This window comes from Ruegeria sp. C10 (assembly GCF_056537805.1).
This window is the reverse complement of the sequence record NZ_JBQFSC010000002.1, coordinates 1,076,434-1,094,852: the sequence shown is the minus strand read 5'-3', so window position 1 is coordinate 1,094,852 and position 18,419 is coordinate 1,076,434. Positions and strand designations below refer to the sequence as shown.

Genomic DNA, 18,419 nt, shown 5'->3' with positions numbered 1-18,419 from the left:
CAAACTCTCCGACCTCGGCGTCACCAAAGCCGCCATCCCCGAACTGGTCCAAGGCGCAATCATCGACCCCTCATGCGGAGGGAATCCGATCGAATTGACCGAAGAAAACCTGACAACGCTCTTCAACGCAGCACACTAACAGGCTTGCCGAACCGATCCCTCACCTCTCATACTGGTCGGAGGTGAGGGAGATTTTCATGACAAAAGAGATTGTTCTGATCCACGGTGCTTTTGCCGGACCGTGGTGTATGGAGGATTATGCGGGCTTCTTTCGTGCACGTGGCTGGACGGTGCATACGCCCGCGCTACGCTATCATGGTGGCGACCCCAAGGCAGATCCCGATCCCGGCCTCACCGACACAAGCGTCCTAGATTACGCCAATGACATTGCAGACTTCGTGCAGGGGTTGGAGAGCAAACCTGTTCTACTGGGCCATGCCATTGCGGGGGTAGTGGCGCAGAAGGTGGCGTCTCGGGGGTTGGCCAGCGCAATTGTCCTGATCAACCCAAACGCGGCTTGGGGCACATTGCCGGAAACCGACGACGAACGCGCTGTGCCGCGCGCGTTGATGGAGGGTGGGGCGTTCTGGAAACAGCCCATGCGGGTCGATTTCGACCTGATGGCCCCCTTTGCGCTTAACAAGATGCCCGAGGCGCAGCAGCATGAGGTGTATGACCAGCTCGGCCCCGAAAGCGGGCGGGTGATGTTCGAGATGTTCTTCTGGATGTTCGACGACCACCACGCGATGAAGGTGGAGATCGACAAGGTCGACTGCCCGGTGCTGATCGTTTCAGGCACCGAGGACCGGGCCGTGAACCCCAACACCTGCCGCGCTCTGGCGAAGCTTTACGGAGACCGTGCGACTTTCCTGCCCGTCGACAACCACGCGCATTTTCTGTTCATGGAGCCGGGCTGGGAAGGTCCAGCCGAACAGATTGCCGACTGGTTGGATCGGAATGTTGGGTAAGATGGGGTTTCACCCCATCGTCCCCGCTCCGCATTGATGGGTTGGAAACCCATCCTACGTCAGTTGTTGGTTTGAAACGTGCTCTGCGGTTTCCAGACCAGAGAGCCATCGTCATTGCGATGACACCGCAGCAAGCGTTCCTCGCGCGTACTGATGGTTGAGGTGACGGTATTGTCTCCGGTCAGCAGGATGAAGGCGTCTGGCGAATAGGCCATGCCGTCATAGTAGCAAAACCGCGTCTCGGCCCCGTCCGGAATGGGCGATGCAGTGCTGAGCATCTGCTGCGCAGGGGCTGCCGAGGCCAGCAGGGTCAGGGCCAGCCCTAGGGTTAGTTTTTTCATGTCGTCCTCCCGTTCGGAAATGTGGTGGTTGTCAATTTATGTCTTGGACGCTCTGAACCTCAAATGCCGTTCTTTTGTGACGGATTGAGGGTAAGTGTGAACGGGATCAACGGGTTAGGCAAGGGTGTGAGGGCCGCTTGCGAAGGTGCTGCGCAACATACAACCAACAAGATGCAAATGCTATAGTAAATACGATGAGTGCTATCAGGCATCTGACTTCCCCCATCGGAAAATGTTAGAAAACCATCCCGTGTTGGTTAGTATTTTTCCTGCTGGCTTTCTATGTAATTTATGTTTTCTATTCCTAGGTCAGTCAAGTATTTCAAGAAGGTCTTGGGTACCCTCATATTTTTTAACTTTGCTACTCTTTCGTAAAACAACTTGCTGTCTTTTGCCATCATCGCAGTTCTCAGTAACGCCGGAAGAAACACTGGATTATCGGAGTTGGGAAATATTTTTGCGTCAGGTTTTGACAGTGCTGACCTTAGTTCCGATACCCTATTAATGCCAACTTCTTCCAGTTCTGAAATTAAGTCATCAAAATCTGCTGATTCCATATCGATCAATTTAGATTCGGAGTTTTCCAGGAATTTCTCGCAAACGGCAACGATTGACGAAGCAGTCAACGCGTCTTCGTCAGTTTTCCTATGCCCTGCTCGCACTCTATTGTTATAGAGCCTGGCAGCGTCTGAGATTTCTGACAACTCTTGGTCCAAAAGCTCAAGGGTTCCCGCGAGGATATTCAAACGACGCTGTAGCCTTGGTGGCAATGAATGATCAGCCTTGTATCGCTGCTTATGTTCAATTTCTGCCCAAGTATGTTGGAGAATTGTCCTAATCTGAATCTCAAACGGCAAATCACATATGCCTGAGTACTCATTGAGTTGCTCTCTGTGAACACCCAACCTTCCGACAATATGCAATGATCTGTAGCCGACTACCTTCAAGTCGGTTGGTGTGAGCTTGTTGACACTGTTATCTTCGTCAATGTCAAAACATTCGCGTATTATCCTGTCTACGGTTTCAATCTCAGACTCAAGATAAACCACGATGCGATAACCGACCAAATCGGTCATCTCTTGAAATGGGTCCTGGTATCCCTTGCTTTCAAACTTCTTCTTTGCGCTGCCCACTTCCTTTATTCGAGAAGCGCAGTCGAAAGAAGTTACGCCTTCTTCATAAAGCTTGCCTAGAATAATGTGGTCTAGCGCTGATTTCAGTTTTTGATAGTTAGGCTTTCGAAAATTATATTCATTTGCGAACTTTTCGCTGTTCAAAACAATTTTCCTTTAAACATCCAACTCCTCCACAAACCGCGCGTTCTCCTGAATGTATTGGAACCGCAGTTCGGGTTTTTTGCCCATCAGGCGCTCGACCAGATCGCCGGTCTCGCCGGGTTCATCCTCGTCTATGGTGACGCGGATCAGTTTGCGCGAGGCCGGGTCCATCGTGGTCTCTTTCAGGTCCTTGGCGTCCATTTCGCCCAGACCCTTGAAGCGGGATACGTCAATCTTGCCTTTGCCGCCCAGACCTTTTTCCAGCCACTCGTCACGTTCCGCCTCGTCCAGACAATAGACGCGCTTGGCGCCTTGGGTCAGGCGATAGAGGGGAGGGCAGGCGAGGTAGAGGTGGCCCGCGTCGATCATCGGCCGCATCTGGGTGAAGAAGAACGTCATCAGCAGCGAGGCGATATGCGCCCCGTCCACATCCGCGTCGGTCATGATGATGATCTTGTCATAACGCAGGTCGTCGACGTTGAACTTGGTGCCAAGCCCCACGCCCAGCGCCTGCGTCAGGTCGTTGATTTCGGCATTGGTGCCCAGTTTCGAACTGGCCGCGCCCAACACGTTCAGGATCTTGCCGCGCAGGGGCAGCAGGGCCTGCGTTTTGCGGTCGCGACCCATTTTGGCGGAACCGCCCGCCGAGTCGCCCTCGACGATGAATAATTCCGTGCCGTCGCGTGTTGAACTAGAACAGTCCACCAACTTGCCGGGGAGACGAAGTTTCTTAGTGGCGGACTTGCGTTGTGTTTCCTTCTCGGCCCGTCGGCGCAGGCGTTCTTCGGCCCTCAGGATGAGGAAGTCGAGGATCGCCCCGGCGGATTTCGTGTCAGCCGCCAGCCAGTTGTCGAAATGGTCGCGGACGGAGTTTTCGACCAGCCGCTGCGCCTCGACCGTGGCGAGGCGGTCTTTGGTTTGGCCGACGAATTCCGGTTCCGAGATAAAGCAGGACACCAGCGCGCAGCCGCCGGTGATCAGGTCGTCACGGGTGATCTGACCTGCTTTCTTGTTATTGATCAGCTCGCCATAGGCCTTGATCCCCTTGAGGACCGCAGCCCAGAAACCGGCGACATGTGTGCCGCCTTCGGGGGTTGGGACGGTGTTACAGTAGGACTGGATGAACCCGTCGCGCGAAGGTGTCCAATTGATCGCCCATTCGACTTTGCCGGGGGTGCCGAACTTCTCGTTAAAGTCCACGGTGCCGGCAAAGGGCTGCTCGGCATAGGTCGACGAGCCGTTCATCGTCTCCTTCAGATAGTCCGACAGGCCGCCGGGGAAGTGGAAGGTGGCCTCGGTCGGGGTTTCGCCGTCGTCGATGGCAGATTTCCAGCGGATTTCGACGCCCGAGAACAGGTAGGCCTTTGAACGGATGGATTTGAATAGGCGCGCGGGTTTGAATTTGTGGTGGCCGAAGATGTCCGCGTCGGCGTGGAACGTGACGGTTGTACCGCGCCGGTTGGGCGCTGCGCCTACTTTTTCCACCGGTCCTAGAGGGATACCGCGCGAGAAGCGTTGTTCGAATAGCTGCTTGTCGCGTGCCACCTGCACGACCATCGAATCCGACAAGGCATTCACCACCGATGCACCCACACCGTGCAGACCGCCCGAAGTCTGATACGCCTTGCCCGAGAATTTACCGCCTGCGTGCAGGGTACACAGGATCACCTCCAGTGCCGACTTGTCGGGAAACTTGGGGTGCGGATCGATCGGAATACCGCGCCCGTTGTCGCGCACGGTCAGAGCGTAATCTGCGTGCAGTTCCACCTCGATCCGGTTGGCATGGCCTGCGACCGCTTCGTCCATCGAGTTGTCTAGGATTTCGGCCACCATGTGGTGCAGCGCCCGTTCATCGGTGCCGCCGATATACATGCCGGGGCGTTTGCGCACCGGTTCCAGCCCTTCGAGCACCTCGATGGACGAGGCGTCATAGGTGGAGGTCGCTTCTGGCGTCAACAGATCGTCGGGCATGGGTGCTGCTCTTGTTTTTGAGTTTCCCCCATTATGGCAGGTGATGTGGTCCGGGGGAAGAGGGACGCGAGGTGTTGTATCCGGTTTGTCGGGGCCAACGGAACCGGAGCGATATTCAGCGCTGTATTGCAGCGCGTTTACAATGACAGCCAGAGAGTTTTGTCTTTAAAGCCACCTCGAACAAGAGAACTTTTCTCAAGCACATCCGAATATTCGTCATCCCAATCACGGAACCGGTCATTTGTGACGATAGCAGCGCCGAGATCCCGCGCTACCTGAAGGACCAGCGGGTCGGCAGGAGTACCCTTCGGCGCAACCATCACGTGGCTGCATGGCAACCCAAGCAAAGCCGCAAGGGAACTGTCGTTAATATAGCGATCTGAGATTTTGTATCCTACATTGGCATCAAAGACGACGCCCGGTGTCCGCCCCTTTGTCTTCAACTCGTCGACAACCTCGCGCACTGTGGCGATATTAGGAACACCGCCTTTCCAGTGCAAAACATTTGATCCATCGACGACAGCCCAGTTTTTCGAAGTTTTGAGCCGGCGTAGCCTTTTTCCGAACAGCAGTAGCAAACTTGCCAATGCGCACGGTCCTGTCAGCAATAACCAATCTGAGAACGCTGGATTGAACATAGCTATAGCAGAGCCAAAACAAGACAGGGCAAAAATACAGATGAGTGGGCGCACAGTTGAAAAGTCTTTGGTCAGAAAGTTGTTTCAATAGGGACGTAGCAGACAGTAAGGGTAGCTGCCCAGCATATATCAGTTATGCAAAACAGATTGTTATCAAACCGCGAGCTTTCCAAGGTCTCGTCATGTTTCGAAATCCCGTTTAGGCTTTGTTCCGGAAGCAGAAATTAGGGGAGCAGAAGAATTGAGTTGGATCAGAACCATTCCATTCGAAGAGGCTACGGGAAAGCTGAGGAAGCTTTATGACCGGGTCACCGGGCCGGACAACAATGTAGACAACATCATGATGGCGCACAGCCTGCGGCCGCATTCGATGGAAGCCCATATGGCAGTCTACAAGAACGTGTTGCACCATTCGGCCAACAAGGTGCCAAAATGGTTTCTTGAAGTGTTGGGCGTGTGGGTCAGCTCTCTGAACCGGTGCGGGTATTGCGTAGAACATCACTTTTCCGGATTGCAGCGGTTGCTGCAGGATGAGGTGCGCGGCAATGCGATCCGTGCGGCGATTGAGGCGCGTGATCCGGCCTCGGCCCCGCTGGACGCGGCACAGGTCGAAGCGATGAGATATGCGCGCAAGCTGACCGAGGCACCCGGTGATCTGACCGAGGCGGACGTGATCGCTCTGCGAGAGGCGGGGTGGGAAGATGGCGAGATTCTGGAGATCAATCAGGTGTGTTCTTATTTCTCCTATGCGAACAGAACCGTTTTGGGTTTGGGGTGTTCGACTGACGGAGACGTTTTGGGCTTGTCGCCGAACAACTCGGACAATCCTGATGATTGGGGACATCGGTAAGTGCGGGGCTGGCCGCTCCCCCCTATGTATTTTGGGATCATGTAAAGAACGGGCATAGGCTTGTTCTTTGACGCCCCGATAAAACCTATGTCAATTTGACACCAATCAAAGCGCGCCGTGTGACAATCGGCTAAGCATCTCCTCGACAGTGAAACCGAGGAGAACATGTATGGATGCGGCACCCCAGATCAAACAAAAATCATCTCAGATCAAAGCTGTAACTGACCTGAAGGCGGATGCCTCGGCACCAACATCCGAGAAAATCCGGCAAGCTTTTGAGAGCGGCAAGTACCCCTATGGCCGCAAGATGGCACGCAAGGATTACGAGGCGCAAAAGGCCGAGCTGCAGGCAGAGTTGCTGAAGGTTCAATTGTGGGCGCAGGAGACCGGGCAGCGGTTTGTGCTGTTGTTCGAGGGCCGCGACGCCGCCGGCAAGGGTGGGACCATCAAGCGGTTCATGGAGCATCTGAACCCGCGTCAGGCGCGTGTGGTCGCATTGAACAAGCCGACGGATGAGGAAAAGGGGCAGTGGTATTACCAGCGTTATGTGCAGCAGCTGCCCACCGTGGGCGAGATGGTGTTTTATGATCGGTCCTGGTACAACCGTGCGGGCGTCGAGCGGGTGATGGGCTTCTGCTCACCCAATGAGTATCTGGAATTCATGCGGCAGACGCCCGAGTTGGAGCGGATGCTGGTGCGCTCGGGCATTCAACTTTATAAGTACTGGTTCTCGGTCACGCAGGAAGAGCAGCAGCGGCGCTTTGGGAGTCGTGAAACTGATCCGTTGAAGCAATGGAAACTGTCACCGATTGACAAGGCTAGCCTGAGCAAATGGGATGATTATACCGAGGCGAAAGAGGCGATGTTCTTCTATACCGACACCGCTGATGCGCCCTGGACGATTGTCAAATCCAACGATAAGAAACGCGCGCGTCTGAACTGCATGCGGCATTTCCTGTCGACGCTGGACTACCCGGACAAAGACCTGAGGATCGTTGGTGAGCCTGATCCGTTGATAGTTGGGCAGGCGCATCACGTAATTCATAACTCGGACCATATTCTGGGGACAGCGCTGCATCCTGACGCGAAGATCGGCTGAAAATCGATAAACTGTAAAGCCGTTGCACCAAAGGTGATGGCGAGCGTCGCTTTGTTCTCGTTAGTCTCATTATGAAATAAGTTTGTTCCGCTCTTGTCTCGGGCAGCGCGCAAGCCTAAGGCTGGCGGAATGAACAAGGTGATGACATATCCCGGCCATTTGCGCGCAATCGCGGTGCTGGGCCTGCCATTGATTGGCGGGCATCTGGCACAGTATGCGATTGGTTTGACCGATACCGTCATGCTAGGCTGGTACGGGGTCGAGGCGTTGGCTGCCGTGACGCTGGCCAACAGCTATTACTTCGTCCTGTTCCTGTTTGGTGCCGGGTTTGGGTGGGCTGTAATGCCGATGGTGGCGACCGCTGCCGCCGAGGAAAATGAGACCAGCATTCGCCGCTCCACTCGCATGGGTCTGTGGCTATCTCTGATCTATGCGACGGTGATGATGCCCCTTTTGTGGTGGTCCCATCCGATCCTGATTGCTTTGAAGCAAGAGCCGCAAGTTGCTGAAACTGCGTCAGTATACCTGCGGGTCTCAGGGTGGGGCTTGTTCCCGGCGCTGTTGGTGATGGTCCTGAAGTCCTATTTGGCCGCGCTTGAGCGGACGCAGATTGTGCTGTGGATCACGATTGTTGCAGCTGTGGTCAATGGCGTGACCAACTATGCGCTGATCTTCGGAAACTGGGGCGCGCCCGAACTTGGGGTGATTGGTGCGGCTATCGCGTCAGTGGTGACGCAGATCGTATCATTGGTGGCGGTCGTGATCTATGCGGTGCGTGCGTTGCCGGAACACAGCTTGTTTCAGCGGTTTTGGCGCCCGGATTGGGAGATGTTCATGAGCGTGCTGCGTTTGGGCGTTCCCATCGGTCTGACGACACTGGCGGAGGTGTCGTTGTTCGCGATCTCTGCTGTCATGATGGGCTGGTTGGGTCCAGTGCCGCTGGCAGCTCACGGGATTGCGTTAAACCTCGCCTCGGCGACGTTCATGGTTCATTTGGGCCTGTCTAATGTGGCGACTATTCGGGCGGGCAACGCGTTGGGTCGACGGGATCGGGCGCATCTTGAGAAAGGCGCGATTACGGTGACCGGGATGTCGTTGATCGTGTCGGTCTTGACAATTGTTCTGTTCCTGACATGCGCTGAGCCCCTGATCTCGCTGTTTATGGAGGCCGATGATCCGCAGCGGCCACAGATCCTGCTAATCGGCACTGGCCTGCTGGCGATGGCTGCGTTGTTCCAGCTGGTCGATGGGGCGCAGGTCATCGCACTAGGCCTGTTGCGAGGTTTGCAGGATGCAAAAATACCGATGGTGATGGCCGCACTCAGCTATTGGGTGATCGGTATCCCCGCTTCGTACTATTTCGGCTTTGTTCGAGGTATGGAGGGGATCGGAGTCTGGCTTGGCCTCGTGATCGGCCTCGCTTGTGCTGCCGTATTGTTGATGGCGCGCTTCTGGCTAAGGTCGGTGCGCGATGTAGGAGAAGTTCCCGCCTAGGGGATCATTCTTTGCTCATCCGGTCGGATTTCTTTCGAACAAGTACCGACCGCAAGTCGTGCATTGCCATTAGCAATGGGTCGGTCACGTCCTCTAATTGCGCATCCGTTGCTTTAGACTGAGCCCATTGCGTGGTCAGATTCAGGTAGTCAACCGCACGGTGAATATCATCCATATCGCGGCGGGATAGCAGGGCTTTGCGCTCTTCCATCCAGCGCGCGATTTCATCGTTGTCGGCGTCGCTTAGTACACGCTGGCCCTGCGGTTTGACCTCGCCATTGCGGATGTTGATGACCGCGATCTGTTCCATCTCGATCCGGCGATGGCGATTTTCCGTGTCGATCCTGAACACCGCTGCCCCATTTTCGCGCACGCGGAAATAGTATTCAGGCAGGGCTGTGGACATAACAAACTCCGGTATCAGGTGAGCTCGGCGCAAAAACGTTGGATGCGTGTGCAGGCTTCAGCCAGGGCTTCATCAGAGGTCGCATAGCTGACGCGGAAATTGGGGGACAGACCAAAAGCTGCGCCAAACACAACCGCCACGTCGGCCTCTTCCAGCAGGGCGATTGCGAAGGTTTCGTCCGAATCTATCACGGTGCCCGCGGGTGTGGTTTTCCCGATCAAGCCTGCAATTGATGGATAGACGTAGAACGCGCCTTCGGGTGTCGGGCACGAGATACCGTCGATTTGGCTGAGCATGTCGACGACCAGATCGCGACGGCGTTTGAAGATCTCATTATTCGGCGCAAGGAATGCTTGAGTTCCATTCAGAGCCTCGACTGCTGCCCATTGGCTGACCGAACTGGGATTCGAAGTTGATTGAGATTGCACCTTGCGCATCGCGGCGATCAACTCGACCGGGCCTGCCGCATAGCCAATACGCCAACCGGTCATGGCATAGGCTTTGGAGACGCCATTGCAGGTCAGCGTCCGATCATAAAGTCTCGGTTCCACCTGTGCGGGCGTGCAGAACTCGAACCCGTCATAGGCCAGGTGCTCATACATATCATCGGTCATCACCCAAACATGCGGATGCCGCATCAGGACATCTGTCAGTTCTTTCAGTTCAGCCCAGCTATAGCCCGCTCCGGTGGGATTCGAGGGTGAGTTGAAGATGAACCATTTCGTTTTAGGTGTGATCGCGGCTTCCAGTTGATCCGCTGTCAGTTTGAAATTGGTCTGCAGCGAAGTTTCGACGATCACGGGTGTGCCACCGGCCAGCAACACCATGTCCGGGTAGCTGACCCAATAGGGCGCGGGGATGAGGACCTCATCGCCCTCGTTCAGCGTAGCCATCAGCGCGTTGTAAAGCGTCTGCTTACCCCCGGTCCCGACCGAGACCTGAGCGGGCGTATAGTCCAATCCGTGGTCACGCTTCATCTTGGCGCAAACCGCCTGTTTCAGCTCGGGGATGCCGTCCGGAGCAGTGTATTTGGTCTTGCCCGCAGCGATGGCGGCCACGGCGGCGTCCTTGATGTTCTGCGGCGTGTCGAAATCGGGCTCGCCTGCGCTCAGCCCGATCACATCGCGCCCGGCGGCCTTCAGCTCGGCTGCTTTGGACGTCATCGCGATGGTGGGCGAGGGTTTTACGCGTGACAGTGTCGCAGACAGGAAACTCATGGTCGGCCTCGGTTTGTATGTTCAGCCCGACTGTCATAGGGTGCGCCGAAATAACGATCAAGCCAATTGAGTTTTACCCTTTGGAGACCCCGATGAACGACGAAACAGACTGGTTCGGACCGGACACCGCAACCTTCGGGGATCGCGTTGCTGGCGCACGCGAAGCCGCAGGCATGACGCAGACCCAATTGGCCCGCAGGCTTGGTGTCAAAAAAGCCACGATCACTTCGTGGGAAGATGATTTGTCCGAACCCCGCGCGAACAAGCTGTCGATGATGGCGGGGCTACTGAATGTCTCGATCATGTGGCTTCTGACGGGCGAGGGCGACGGCATGGACGAAACAAGCCTGCATGGCGATACGGACTCGGAATTGCGCGATCTTGTTGCAGAGCTCCGCACGATCCGAGGTGAGATGCGAGCCAACTCCGAGCGGCTGGCCCGCGTCGAAAAAGCGCTACGTTTGAAATTGGAACGCAATCAATGACCGAGCCGCGTGAGACCCGGATCAAGCGCATGAAAATGCGCTCGATGCGGCGGGGCATCAAAGAGATGGATTTGATCCTGACGGCATATGCCGATCGCAATCTGTCTTCGATGGACGAGGCGGGATTGGACACATACGATTCCTTGTTGCATGAAAATGACCAGGACCTTTATCAATGGGTCACTGGTCAGGCCAGCCCGCCGGAACCGCTGGCCGAATTGATCGCGGATATCGCGCAAACCTTTCAAAAATAAGCAATCATCAGGCTTAACCGATTTTTCGGGAATTCGCGTCATGTTTTCAGAAACAGCGCGATGAATCGGAGGATTGAATGAGTATGGAGTTACAGGTCACCGCGCCCGGGACCAAGGGGTTCATGACGAGCTATCTTGAGGCGTTGGCGCTGGTCGAGCGTCTGCATCGCTTGCTTCTGGACGTCATCAAGGATGAATTCGAGCGTGTCGGCGTACTTGAGATCAACGCGGTGCAGGCCCTGCTGTTGTTCAACATAGGCGACCATGAAGTAACCGCCGGAGAGTTGAAGAGCCGTGGTTACTATCAAGGCAGCAATGTCAGCTACAATCTTAAGAAACTGGTCGAGATGGGCTATATGCACCATCAACGATGCGAGATTGACCGCCGCTCGGTACGGGTACGCCTGACGCCGCGTGGGCGTGAGATTCGCGATATCGTGTCAGACCTGTTCGCCCGCCATGCAGAAGGGCTGCAAAACCGCGGCGTGATCGGGACCGATGGGATTGAAGAGATTACCGGTTCACTGCGTCGTGTCGAACGATATTGGACCGATCAGATTCGGTATATCTACTGATAGCTTTGATGGCTGAGTTTGGGAGAGCGACAGACCCTCAAGCTCACGGATCAGTTTACGTGTCATCGCATCTTCATAGGCTTCGAAGCCAAGGGCGACTTCGACGAAAGCATCGGGGCCTCGGATGACCCACGCGTGGTAATAAGCAGATAGCTCCCCAATCTCTACCTGGCGAGTGTCTCCTGGATTGGGGTCGTCGATACCGATTACAAGGGCATTGATTGTAATATCAGTGTTTTGCAGAGCGGCTTTTATATCCCGTGGGTGATGTCCGAGATTGTGTTTGCCATCACCGGACAGATCCAGTGTTCGCCGCCAGCAATCGCTTTGGCTCTCCAACATCTCAGCACCGTACAACATGGCCGACCCGACCGCCGTTCCCTGCGGCGCTGATGAGCGTGTTGTGCTTTCTAAATGTTGCTGAATTCGACGCAGATCAGCAGTCGAGCGAACATCTGTCCAACCAAGCAAGAGGCGTTGGTGGCCAGGTTCGCTCCATTCATAGATAGCGATCCGTATAAAGGTAGACGGGTTTGAAAGGATCAGTTGAACCACCTCGGGATGGCGCAACGCCGCCGCAAGGCCACTAAGTTGCAACCTGTACTCACGACTGTCGACCGAACCAGAGACATCCATTCCCAACGCCAAAGCCTGTCGACATTGCGCTGAAAGCGGGTTGGCCAGCAGGCAAAGAAGTGTCGCACACAGGCGGATCATTTCGCATTATCCGGTTGCAACGCACTAAGTTCCAATCCTTTCAATTCCCGTTCCAGTTTGCGACGCATGGCACGCTCAAAATCTTCGAACCCGGCGGCGATCTCAAGAAAAGCACCGGGTCCGTGTAGTACATTTTTCTGAAAGAACGGGATCAAGTCGATTTCTCCTTCGAAATCAGCTGCATTGATCACCAGACCATTCACGGTCGTGTTTTCGAACGGAAAGTGTTTGTAAGCGATCTGTGGCCCGTAGCCATCGTTGTTCTTGCCATCGCCCGAGATATCGATGGTCTGGAACAGACAATTCGGGGCGCTCTCCATCAGAGTCGCCCCAAAAGCCAGTGCGTGACCCATCGCAGTCGGGAACTCGTCTTCCGATCGCTTCGATGTCCCGATCCGATGCGCGGCGGAGATCAAATTGGCCTGCGTATCGATTATTGTCCAATCCAAAAGCAATGTCTGGTTGAAACTGCCGGACCATTCATAGACGGCTAATGCAATCGGTTGAGGTGAAAGGAAGAAAGCCTCCTGCACCTCGGGCGCAATCAATGCGTTGGCCAGCCCCTGTCGTTGCAGCGCATCCTCGGTCGCGTCCACCGAGGTCGAGATGTCCATGGCCAGCGCCAGCGCCAGGCGGCAGGTCTCGGCCCAAAGGGGGCTGCCCGTGACAGCCAGCCCCAGTGCTCCCAGCCAGCGGATCACCAGTGGCCGGTGCTTTCCATGCTAGACCAAGGCTCCGCCGGGGCCAGCGCTTCACCATTTTGCAGCAACTCAACTGAGATATTGTCAGGCGAGCGGACGAATGCCATGCGCCCGTCGCGCGGCGGGCGGTTGATCACGACGCCATTGTCCTGAAGATGCTGGCAGGTCTCGTAAATGTTGTCGACGCCATAGGCGAGGTGCCCGAAATGGCGGCTGTCGCTTGGCAGTGCGTCGTCGCCATCCCAGTTGTATGTAAGTTCAATGGGTGCGTCCTCTTGTCCCGGTGGGGCGAGGAATACCAGTGTGAACCGCGCAGCCTCGCTTTCATAACGGCGCGTTTCCTTCAGGCCCAATAGTTCATAAAACGCTATGGATTTCTCAAGATCCTTCACGCGGACCATGGTGTGGAGATATGTCAGCCCCATCTCGACTTTCCTTGCATTGGTTGTGATGCCAAGCACCTTAGCGCGCCTTCATCCCATGTCGAGGGGCTGGCCGGACACAATTCCGATTTAGCGCAATGCGCCGCACATATCGCGGTTCCGATGGCAAGCTTGCCGATATATAGTGGTCGGCGACTCATTGCTGGAAAGGATAATTTCATGCCTCTGTCTGCCGACCAACTGGCCGAGATCGAAGCTCAGCGCGCACAGTCGAGCCCGACCCGCCGCGTCGTTGCCGAAGGTATGGAAGATCATCTGTACACGGCGCATCAGGTTCTGGATCACGGGTTTGTCCGCGTTATCGACTATATGGGCGACGATGCAGCGATCTGTCAGGCCGCGCGTGTTTCCTACGGCAAAGGCACCAAATCGGTGCAAAATGATGAAGGCCTGATCCGCTATCTGATGCGCCACTGGCATTCGACCCCGTTTGAAATGTGCGAGATCAAGTTGCACGTCAAACTGCCCGTATTCGTAGCCCGCCAGTGGATCCGCCACCGCACGGCGAATGTGAACGAATATTCGGCGCGGTATTCGATACTGGATCGAGAGTTCTATATCCCGGCACCCGAACATGTCGCCGCGCAATCCGAGGTTAACAATCAGGGCCGTGGAGACTCATTGCAAGGCGAAGAGGCCGCGCGTGTGTTGGAGATACTGAAAGCGGACAGTGCGCGCTGCTATGACAACTACGAGGCGATGATCGGTCAGGACGGCCAGCAAGGGCTTGCGCGTGAACTGGCGCGGATGAACCTTCCAGCCAACATTTATACGCAATGGTATTGGAAGGTGGACTTGCACAACTTGTTCCACTTCTTGCGTCTGCGTGCCGACCCGCACGCGCAGTACGAAATCCGCGTTTACGCAGATACCATGTGCAAGATTGTCGCCGACTGGGTACCGTTTGCCTACCGCGCGTTTGAGGACTACCGCCTTGGCGCAATCAACCTCTCGGCGCAGATGGTGACCTGCTTGCGTCGGATGCTCAGCGGTGAAGATGTCACTCAGGAAAACTCAGGCATGACCGCACGGGAATGGCGTGAGTTTGAGGCTGTTATCCGAGAGGGTTGATTCAACAGAAAACCGCGCACGTCCCAAGGTGGGCGCGTTCACTAGGGTTTGCGGTTAACGGCCTGAAATTGGCCGTCAACCTTCTTTTATCTTTCCCGCCGGGGCGGGCTGTGCCTTACAGCGGCTTCAAATCAGCAGCCATTTGGCGGCCGTCACGTCCGTCCTGCAACTCGTACGAGACTTTCTGATTGTCAGCGAGTCCGGTCAGACCGGATCGTTCTACGGCCGAGATATGAACAAACACATCTTTGCCCCCTTCATCGGGCGCAATAAAACCATAGCCTTTGGTTGTATTAAACCATTTCACGGTGCCGGTTGGCATTTCCCGTGTCTCCTTCTACTTACAAGTTGTCCCACAAATTGGTGGGGGCCTTGGCTGGCAAAACCGCCACACGTCACTGTTCGCCCTCACGATACAGCCCGGGTCGCGTGTTTCGCCTTTTTCAACATTACACGGTGAAGTAAAAAATCAAGAATAACTGGGGCAGCCTGATGGGTTTGTCTAAATTTGCAGCGATTACAGGATCAGTTAGATGATGCAGCTATATGGGCTAAAAACTTGCGATACGTGCCGTAAGGCATTGAAACTGCTTCCAGATGCGGTTTTCGTTGATGTCCGCGCGCAAGGGGTTCCCGAAAATGTGCTGTCCGAGGCGTACGAGACTTTCGGCAAAGCCTTGCTCAATACGCGATCAACAACCTGGCGGGGATTGGATGATGACACACGCAATCGACCGGTGCTCGCGCTGTTGGCTGATCATCCGACCCTGATGAAACGCCCATTGATAGTATCCAATGGTCAGATGTATCTGGGCTGGACGCCTGAAACCCGTCAGGCCCTTGGTGTTGCCTGAAGAACTGCTTATGTGACACGGGCAACAAGCGGAGACCTGTGAATGCGAAACGCTGCCATGATTTTAGGCGTCATTGCCGGGCTGATCGGGATGATCGTCGGTTTTTTTGGCTACGGCTTTGTGGAACTGATCGACCAGTTTGGTGAGATCGAAGGCATTGCCGAGCAGGTAGAGAACCCCGAGTTGATCCAGACGGCTTCGATCGTGGCGCCTTTGTTGGCAATCGTTGGCGGGGCGATGGCCCATTCGCGGGCTCTGATTGCAGGCATTTTGCTGCTGATTTCTGCCGCTGGGATGTACTACGCCTTTGGCTTCGGTGTTTTTACCATGTTCCCGATTGCCTTTGCAGGCGTAGCAGGGTTGCTCGGGCTCGCCGCAGGAAAACCGGACGAGCCCAAGGCACATTTCTAGGTCACTTCAGGCGTAATAACCGATCCAGAGACAGCGGACCCGCGCCGTTGATCACAATCACCAGCAGCAGGAATGTCCACATCACGCGCTGATCCATCAACGTAATTGCGTTGTCGAATAAGCTACCTAGTTTGACGCCATGTCCGGTGACATCGGTCAGTGTTTGAACCCAGACAAATCCGATCATGCCAAGCGCGGCAAGGCGCGTCAGCAGGCCGACCAGCAAAAGCACAGGCAGGACAAATTCGGCCACTGTGCCAAAGAAGATGACGACCCGCTGGAAAAAGGTCATCTGAGTCACATCATACAGCACCGCCTCTGCAGCTTTGGGAAAGATCTGGCCGAAGGCTCCGGCCGATGGCGAAAAGATCGAGCCGTCGATTTTCAGCGTGGCCGAGTTCCAGTAGTAGACGAACAACACGGCGATAAAGACCACCCGAGCCAGGGTTGGTGTCAGCCAACCGGACGCGTGATCCGCTTTTTCCATCGCATTATTGTAAGTTGAGATCAGGGCAGTCATGTGTCCAGCCTTTCGATAGTCACAGAAGTTATTGCACCGCCCTGCAAAAGCAGTGCCAGAGTGGTTCCAAGATCAAATTCGGGTGTTTCGGCCATGGTGGATTCAAATGCCTCACCGATGGATTTGCCATCTTGAATCAGCGCGATCCATGCCGCACCACCGGGTGGCAATGGGTGTGGGGCAGGGTCGTATTCGGGACGCATGATCAAAACATCCTGAGCGCCCGCCTCAGGTTTCGGCGCGCCTTCTTCGGTGTTAAATAGCCAGATCGCATGTGCGGGCCAGCTTGAACGCAACACCTGCACCGACGGCGCGAGGGTCAGTTTGGCTTGCATCAAATCTTCCGGTGGCAAGCTGAGCGCTTCGGCATCTATGGGTTGTCGATCAGCGGCGTGGTAAGCCCTACGCAGCGCCAGTTCCAGACGGGCAACATCTGGCAGGTAGCCCAGATGCGACAACTGCTCCATTCCTTCCAGAAATTTAGGGAATTCCTCGCCATAATACATCATCAGGGGTGAGGACGGCGGGTGCTGGCGCAAGAATATTCCAGCCAGCCCGTCCATATTCTGCGGTCCCAACAGTTTTGTGATGACCGGGAAGGCCTGACGCATCGCCTCGGTCAGTGAGACGGCGACGTTGTTGCGATAGACGCTGAAGCGACGACCGGCCGGCTGCGCCTCGGCGTCCAGCAACCCATCGGGAATGGGCTTGTTGGCATCTAGCAGTGCCATGTGGAATGTCGTTTGCGACACGCTCATGCGGGCACGCGATCCAGCGCTTTTTGCGCGCGCTCGGCTTCGGCCCGTAACACCGGCCAGTCTGGCACATCGGTGTCCCATTCAATCAACAGGGGTTTGGGGCCGGATTTGTCCAGAACGTAGTCCAGCAGGGACCAGACCGGATCAACGACCTCGCGCCCATGGCTGTCGATCAGTAAAGGATGCCCATGATCGTCTTCGTCTTCGTCATGACCGCCCAGGTGAATCTCACCTACTTGGTCCAACGGGTAGGCATCAATATAGCCCTGCGGTGAGAAATCCAGATTGGTGGCTGAAACAAAGACGTTGTTCACGTCCAGCAACAGCCCGCAGCCGGTGCGCCGGGTGATTTCGCGCAAGAAATCAGGTTCGGACCATGTGCTTTCCTCGAAAACCAAATAGCTTGAGGGGTTCTCTAACAGCATTTGCCGCCCGACCACCTCTTGCACCTGATCGATATGGTCGCAAACGCGGGCCAGAGTGGCATCGGTATAGGGCAGAGGAAGTAGATCGTTCAGGAAGTGGCTGTCATGGGTTGACCATGCCAAATGCTCCGAAAAGCTGGACGGGTTCAACCAGCCGACAAGATGCTTCAGGCGGTCCAGGTGATCTGGGTCAAGTGGCGTTTCACCGCCGATCGACAGCCCGACACCATGCACTGAAATGGGGTATTGTTCGGACAGGTGGCGCAGCTGTGCCAGCGGTCTGCCACCGTCGCCCATGTAGTTTTCGGCATGGATTTCCAACCACGCCACAGGCTTGGCCTGTTCAAGAATCTGCGAGAAATGCTGTGGTTTGTAACCAACGCCCGGTGCTGCAGGCAGCCGGTTCGATCTGAGCGCATTGTCCAACATTTGCAAATCCCCTGATCACGTGGAAAGGGCGGGCGATCCTGCCCGCCCTTTCTGGTTCATTCGGAAAAGCCTTATGCAGGCAGGTCACGCTCCAGCGGCTCAAGCGAGCCTTTGCGATCTGCACCGTCTGCTGTTTTAGGCAGCTCGATGTCGGCGCAGGTGCCTGCGTCAACCAGGGTCCATGCGTTGCCCTGATAGTCGACGGTCGAAGTGCCCGCGCAAGTTGTGCCGGGGCCGGCTGCACAGTCGTTCTGACCAGCCAGAGAAACGCCATAGCACTTTTCTTTGGCCTGGGCTGTTGCGGTTGTGGCCGCGCCGGAAACGGCTGCAGCAACTGCGCTTGCGATAACCAGTGTTTTTGCAGTGTTCGACATCTTGGTAATCCTTGTTAATGACTGCGTATGTCTGCTTGTGACAACGACAAGGTAATGGTTCAGGGGCAGCAGTTGAATTCACGAGCCCGTGTCTCACAACCCCGTCAAAGGTCGTCATGCACCCTTGAACGTTAACAAATT

24 protein-coding genes and 1 pseudogene are annotated in these 18,419 nt (G+C 55.6%); 11 read left to right on the top strand and 14 right to left on the bottom strand.

What is annotated here, in order from left to right:
• Together ACR0DE_RS13825 and ACR0DE_RS13820 are read left to right on the top strand one after the other, a co-directional pair.
• Window positions 1-139 (top strand): annotated as a pseudogene (locus ACR0DE_RS13825) (iron-containing alcohol dehydrogenase); the annotation flags it as partial.
• Between the two features lie 58 nt (window positions 140-197).
• Window positions 198-968: an alpha/beta hydrolase gene (locus ACR0DE_RS13820; RefSeq protein WP_480753763.1), complete on the top strand. Its 771-nt coding sequence runs from the start codon at window positions 198-200 to the stop codon at window positions 966-968.
• A gap of 59 nt (window positions 969-1,027) precedes the next feature.
• On the opposite strand, the gene ACR0DE_RS13815 is transcribed toward ACR0DE_RS13820, so the two are convergent.
• The 4 genes from ACR0DE_RS13815 to ACR0DE_RS13800 form a co-directional block, all read right to left on the bottom strand.
• Window positions 1,028-1,309: a hypothetical protein gene (locus tag ACR0DE_RS13815; RefSeq protein ID WP_480753761.1), complete on the bottom strand. Its 282-nt coding sequence runs from the start codon at window positions 1,307-1,309 to the stop codon at window positions 1,028-1,030.
• Between the two features lie 257 nt (window positions 1,310-1,566).
• The gene (locus ACR0DE_RS13810; protein WP_480753759.1) at window positions 1,567-2,586 is read right to left on the bottom strand and encodes a GTP pyrophosphokinase; all 1,020 of its coding nucleotides are present in this window, start codon (window positions 2,584-2,586) and stop codon (window positions 1,567-1,569) included.
• A 12-nt stretch (window positions 2,587-2,598) separates the two neighbouring features.
• Window positions 2,599-4,557 (bottom strand): DNA topoisomerase IV subunit B, encoded by a 1,959-nt coding sequence (gene parE / locus ACR0DE_RS13805; protein WP_170420984.1) that lies wholly within the window; start codon window positions 4,555-4,557, stop codon window positions 2,599-2,601.
• Window positions 4,558-4,694: 137 nt separating this feature from the next.
• On the bottom strand, window positions 4,695-5,195 hold the full coding sequence (locus ACR0DE_RS13800) for an NYN domain-containing protein (RefSeq protein WP_480753755.1): 501 nt from the start codon (window positions 5,193-5,195) through the stop codon (window positions 4,695-4,697).
• A gap of 241 nt (window positions 5,196-5,436) precedes the next feature.
• On the opposite strand from ACR0DE_RS13800, the gene ACR0DE_RS13795 reads away from it, so the two are divergent.
• The 3 genes from ACR0DE_RS13795 (at window position 5,437) to ACR0DE_RS13785 (ending at window position 8,638) form a co-directional block, all read left to right on the top strand.
• Complete coding sequence (locus ACR0DE_RS13795) at window positions 5,437-6,045, top strand: peroxidase-related enzyme (RefSeq protein ID WP_170510752.1); 609 nt, start codon at window positions 5,437-5,439, stop codon at window positions 6,043-6,045.
• 169 nt (window positions 6,046-6,214) lie between these two features.
• The gene (gene ppk2 / locus ACR0DE_RS13790) at window positions 6,215-7,144 is read left to right on the top strand and encodes a polyphosphate kinase 2 (protein ID WP_170404818.1); all 930 of its coding nucleotides are present in this window, start codon (window positions 6,215-6,217) and stop codon (window positions 7,142-7,144) included.
• Between the two features lie 129 nt (window positions 7,145-7,273).
• Window positions 7,274-8,638: an MATE family efflux transporter gene (locus ACR0DE_RS13785; protein WP_480753753.1), complete on the top strand. Its 1,365-nt coding sequence runs from the start codon at window positions 7,274-7,276 to the stop codon at window positions 8,636-8,638.
• Window positions 8,639-8,642: 4 nt separating this feature from the next.
• On the opposite strand, the gene ACR0DE_RS13780 is transcribed toward ACR0DE_RS13785, so the two are convergent.
• Together ACR0DE_RS13780 and ACR0DE_RS13775 are read right to left on the bottom strand one after the other, a co-directional pair.
• Entirely contained in the window at window positions 8,643-9,044 is a 402-nt protein-coding gene (locus ACR0DE_RS13780; protein WP_170404825.1) for a hypothetical protein, read from the bottom strand.
• 14 nt (window positions 9,045-9,058) lie between these two features.
• The gene (locus ACR0DE_RS13775; RefSeq protein ID WP_480753751.1) at window positions 9,059-10,261 is read right to left on the bottom strand and encodes a pyridoxal phosphate-dependent aminotransferase; all 1,203 of its coding nucleotides are present in this window, start codon (window positions 10,259-10,261) and stop codon (window positions 9,059-9,061) included.
• Between the two features lie 92 nt (window positions 10,262-10,353).
• Here ACR0DE_RS13775 and ACR0DE_RS13770 point away from each other — a divergent pair, with 92 nt between their 5' ends.
• The 3 genes from ACR0DE_RS13770 (at window position 10,354) to ACR0DE_RS13760 (ending at window position 11,575) form a co-directional block, all read left to right on the top strand.
• Window positions 10,354-10,746, top strand: coding sequence for a helix-turn-helix domain-containing protein (locus ACR0DE_RS13770; protein ID WP_170393655.1), 393 nt, complete (start codon window positions 10,354-10,356; stop codon window positions 10,744-10,746).
• Entirely contained in the window at window positions 10,743-11,000 is a 258-nt protein-coding gene (locus ACR0DE_RS13765; protein WP_480753749.1) for a succinate dehydrogenase assembly factor 2, read from the top strand. The genes ACR0DE_RS13770 and ACR0DE_RS13765 overlap by 4 nt, the downstream gene beginning before the upstream one ends.
• Before the next feature lie 77 nt (window positions 11,001-11,077).
• Window positions 11,078-11,575 (top strand): MarR family winged helix-turn-helix transcriptional regulator, encoded by a 498-nt coding sequence (locus ACR0DE_RS13760; RefSeq protein WP_170393651.1) that lies wholly within the window; start codon window positions 11,078-11,080, stop codon window positions 11,573-11,575.
• Here ACR0DE_RS13760 and ACR0DE_RS13755 read toward each other — a convergent pair.
• From ACR0DE_RS13755 to ACR0DE_RS13745, 3 genes are read right to left on the bottom strand one after another with little or no spacing between them, the layout of a single operon-like run.
• Window positions 11,522-12,292, bottom strand: coding sequence for a DUF1194 domain-containing protein (locus ACR0DE_RS13755; RefSeq protein ID WP_480753745.1), 771 nt, complete (start codon window positions 12,290-12,292; stop codon window positions 11,522-11,524). The two genes, ACR0DE_RS13760 and ACR0DE_RS13755, sit on opposite strands and share 54 nt — an antisense overlap.
• Window positions 12,289-12,993 carry a DUF1194 domain-containing protein gene (locus tag ACR0DE_RS13750; RefSeq protein ID WP_480753743.1) on the bottom strand — a complete coding sequence of 235 codons (705 nt, stop codon included), beginning with the start codon at window positions 12,991-12,993 and terminating at the stop codon, window positions 12,289-12,291. Before ACR0DE_RS13750 ends, ACR0DE_RS13755 begins: the two co-directional genes overlap by 4 nt.
• Window positions 12,990-13,418, bottom strand: coding sequence for a VOC family protein (locus ACR0DE_RS13745; RefSeq protein ID WP_170404844.1), 429 nt, complete (start codon window positions 13,416-13,418; stop codon window positions 12,990-12,992). The genes ACR0DE_RS13750 and ACR0DE_RS13745 overlap by 4 nt, the downstream gene beginning before the upstream one ends.
• Window positions 13,419-13,595: 177 nt before the next feature.
• On the opposite strand from ACR0DE_RS13745, the gene thyX reads away from it, so the two are divergent.
• Window positions 13,596-14,507 carry an FAD-dependent thymidylate synthase gene (gene thyX, locus ACR0DE_RS13740; protein ID WP_170801312.1) on the top strand — a complete coding sequence of 304 codons (912 nt, stop codon included), beginning with the start codon at window positions 13,596-13,598 and terminating at the stop codon, window positions 14,505-14,507.
• A 115-nt stretch (window positions 14,508-14,622) separates the two neighbouring features.
• Here thyX and ACR0DE_RS13735 read toward each other — a convergent pair whose 3' ends face one another.
• Complete coding sequence (locus ACR0DE_RS13735) at window positions 14,623-14,829, bottom strand: cold-shock protein (RefSeq protein ID WP_008758035.1); 207 nt, start codon at window positions 14,827-14,829, stop codon at window positions 14,623-14,625.
• Window positions 14,830-15,043: 214 nt separating this feature from the next.
• Here ACR0DE_RS13735 and ACR0DE_RS13730 point away from each other — a divergent pair, with 214 nt between their 5' ends.
• Window positions 15,044-15,361, top strand: coding sequence for an arsenate reductase family protein (locus ACR0DE_RS13730; RefSeq protein ID WP_170422413.1), 318 nt, complete (start codon window positions 15,044-15,046; stop codon window positions 15,359-15,361).
• A gap of 42 nt (window positions 15,362-15,403) precedes the next feature.
• Window positions 15,404-15,772 (top strand): hypothetical protein, encoded by a 369-nt coding sequence (locus ACR0DE_RS13725; RefSeq protein ID WP_170393641.1) that lies wholly within the window; start codon window positions 15,404-15,406, stop codon window positions 15,770-15,772.
• 1 nt (window position 15,773) lies between these two features.
• Here the strand turns inward: ACR0DE_RS13725 and ACR0DE_RS13720 are convergent, their stop codons facing one another.
• The 4 genes from ACR0DE_RS13720 to ACR0DE_RS13705 all read right to left on the bottom strand — a co-directional run bounded on the left by ACR0DE_RS13720 (window position 15,774) and on the right by ACR0DE_RS13705 (window position 18,278).
• Window positions 15,774-16,292: a DoxX family membrane protein gene (locus ACR0DE_RS13720; protein WP_170404850.1), complete on the bottom strand. Its 519-nt coding sequence runs from the start codon at window positions 16,290-16,292 to the stop codon at window positions 15,774-15,776.
• Window positions 16,289-17,050, bottom strand: a complete 762-nt coding sequence (locus ACR0DE_RS13715) for an HvfC/BufC family peptide modification chaperone (RefSeq protein ID WP_480753740.1) — start codon at window positions 17,048-17,050, stop codon at window positions 16,289-16,291. Before ACR0DE_RS13715 ends, ACR0DE_RS13720 begins: the two co-directional genes overlap by 4 nt.
• Window positions 17,047-17,904 carry an MNIO family bufferin maturase gene (gene bufB, locus ACR0DE_RS13710; protein WP_480753738.1) on the bottom strand — a complete coding sequence of 286 codons (858 nt, stop codon included), beginning with the start codon at window positions 17,902-17,904 and terminating at the stop codon, window positions 17,047-17,049. The genes ACR0DE_RS13715 and bufB overlap by 4 nt, the downstream gene beginning before the upstream one ends.
• Before the next feature lie 71 nt (window positions 17,905-17,975).
• Window positions 17,976-18,278, bottom strand: a complete 303-nt coding sequence (locus ACR0DE_RS13705) for a BufA1 family periplasmic bufferin-type metallophore (RefSeq protein ID WP_010439128.1) — start codon at window positions 18,276-18,278, stop codon at window positions 17,976-17,978.
• Window positions 18,279-18,419: the final 141 nt, after the last annotated feature.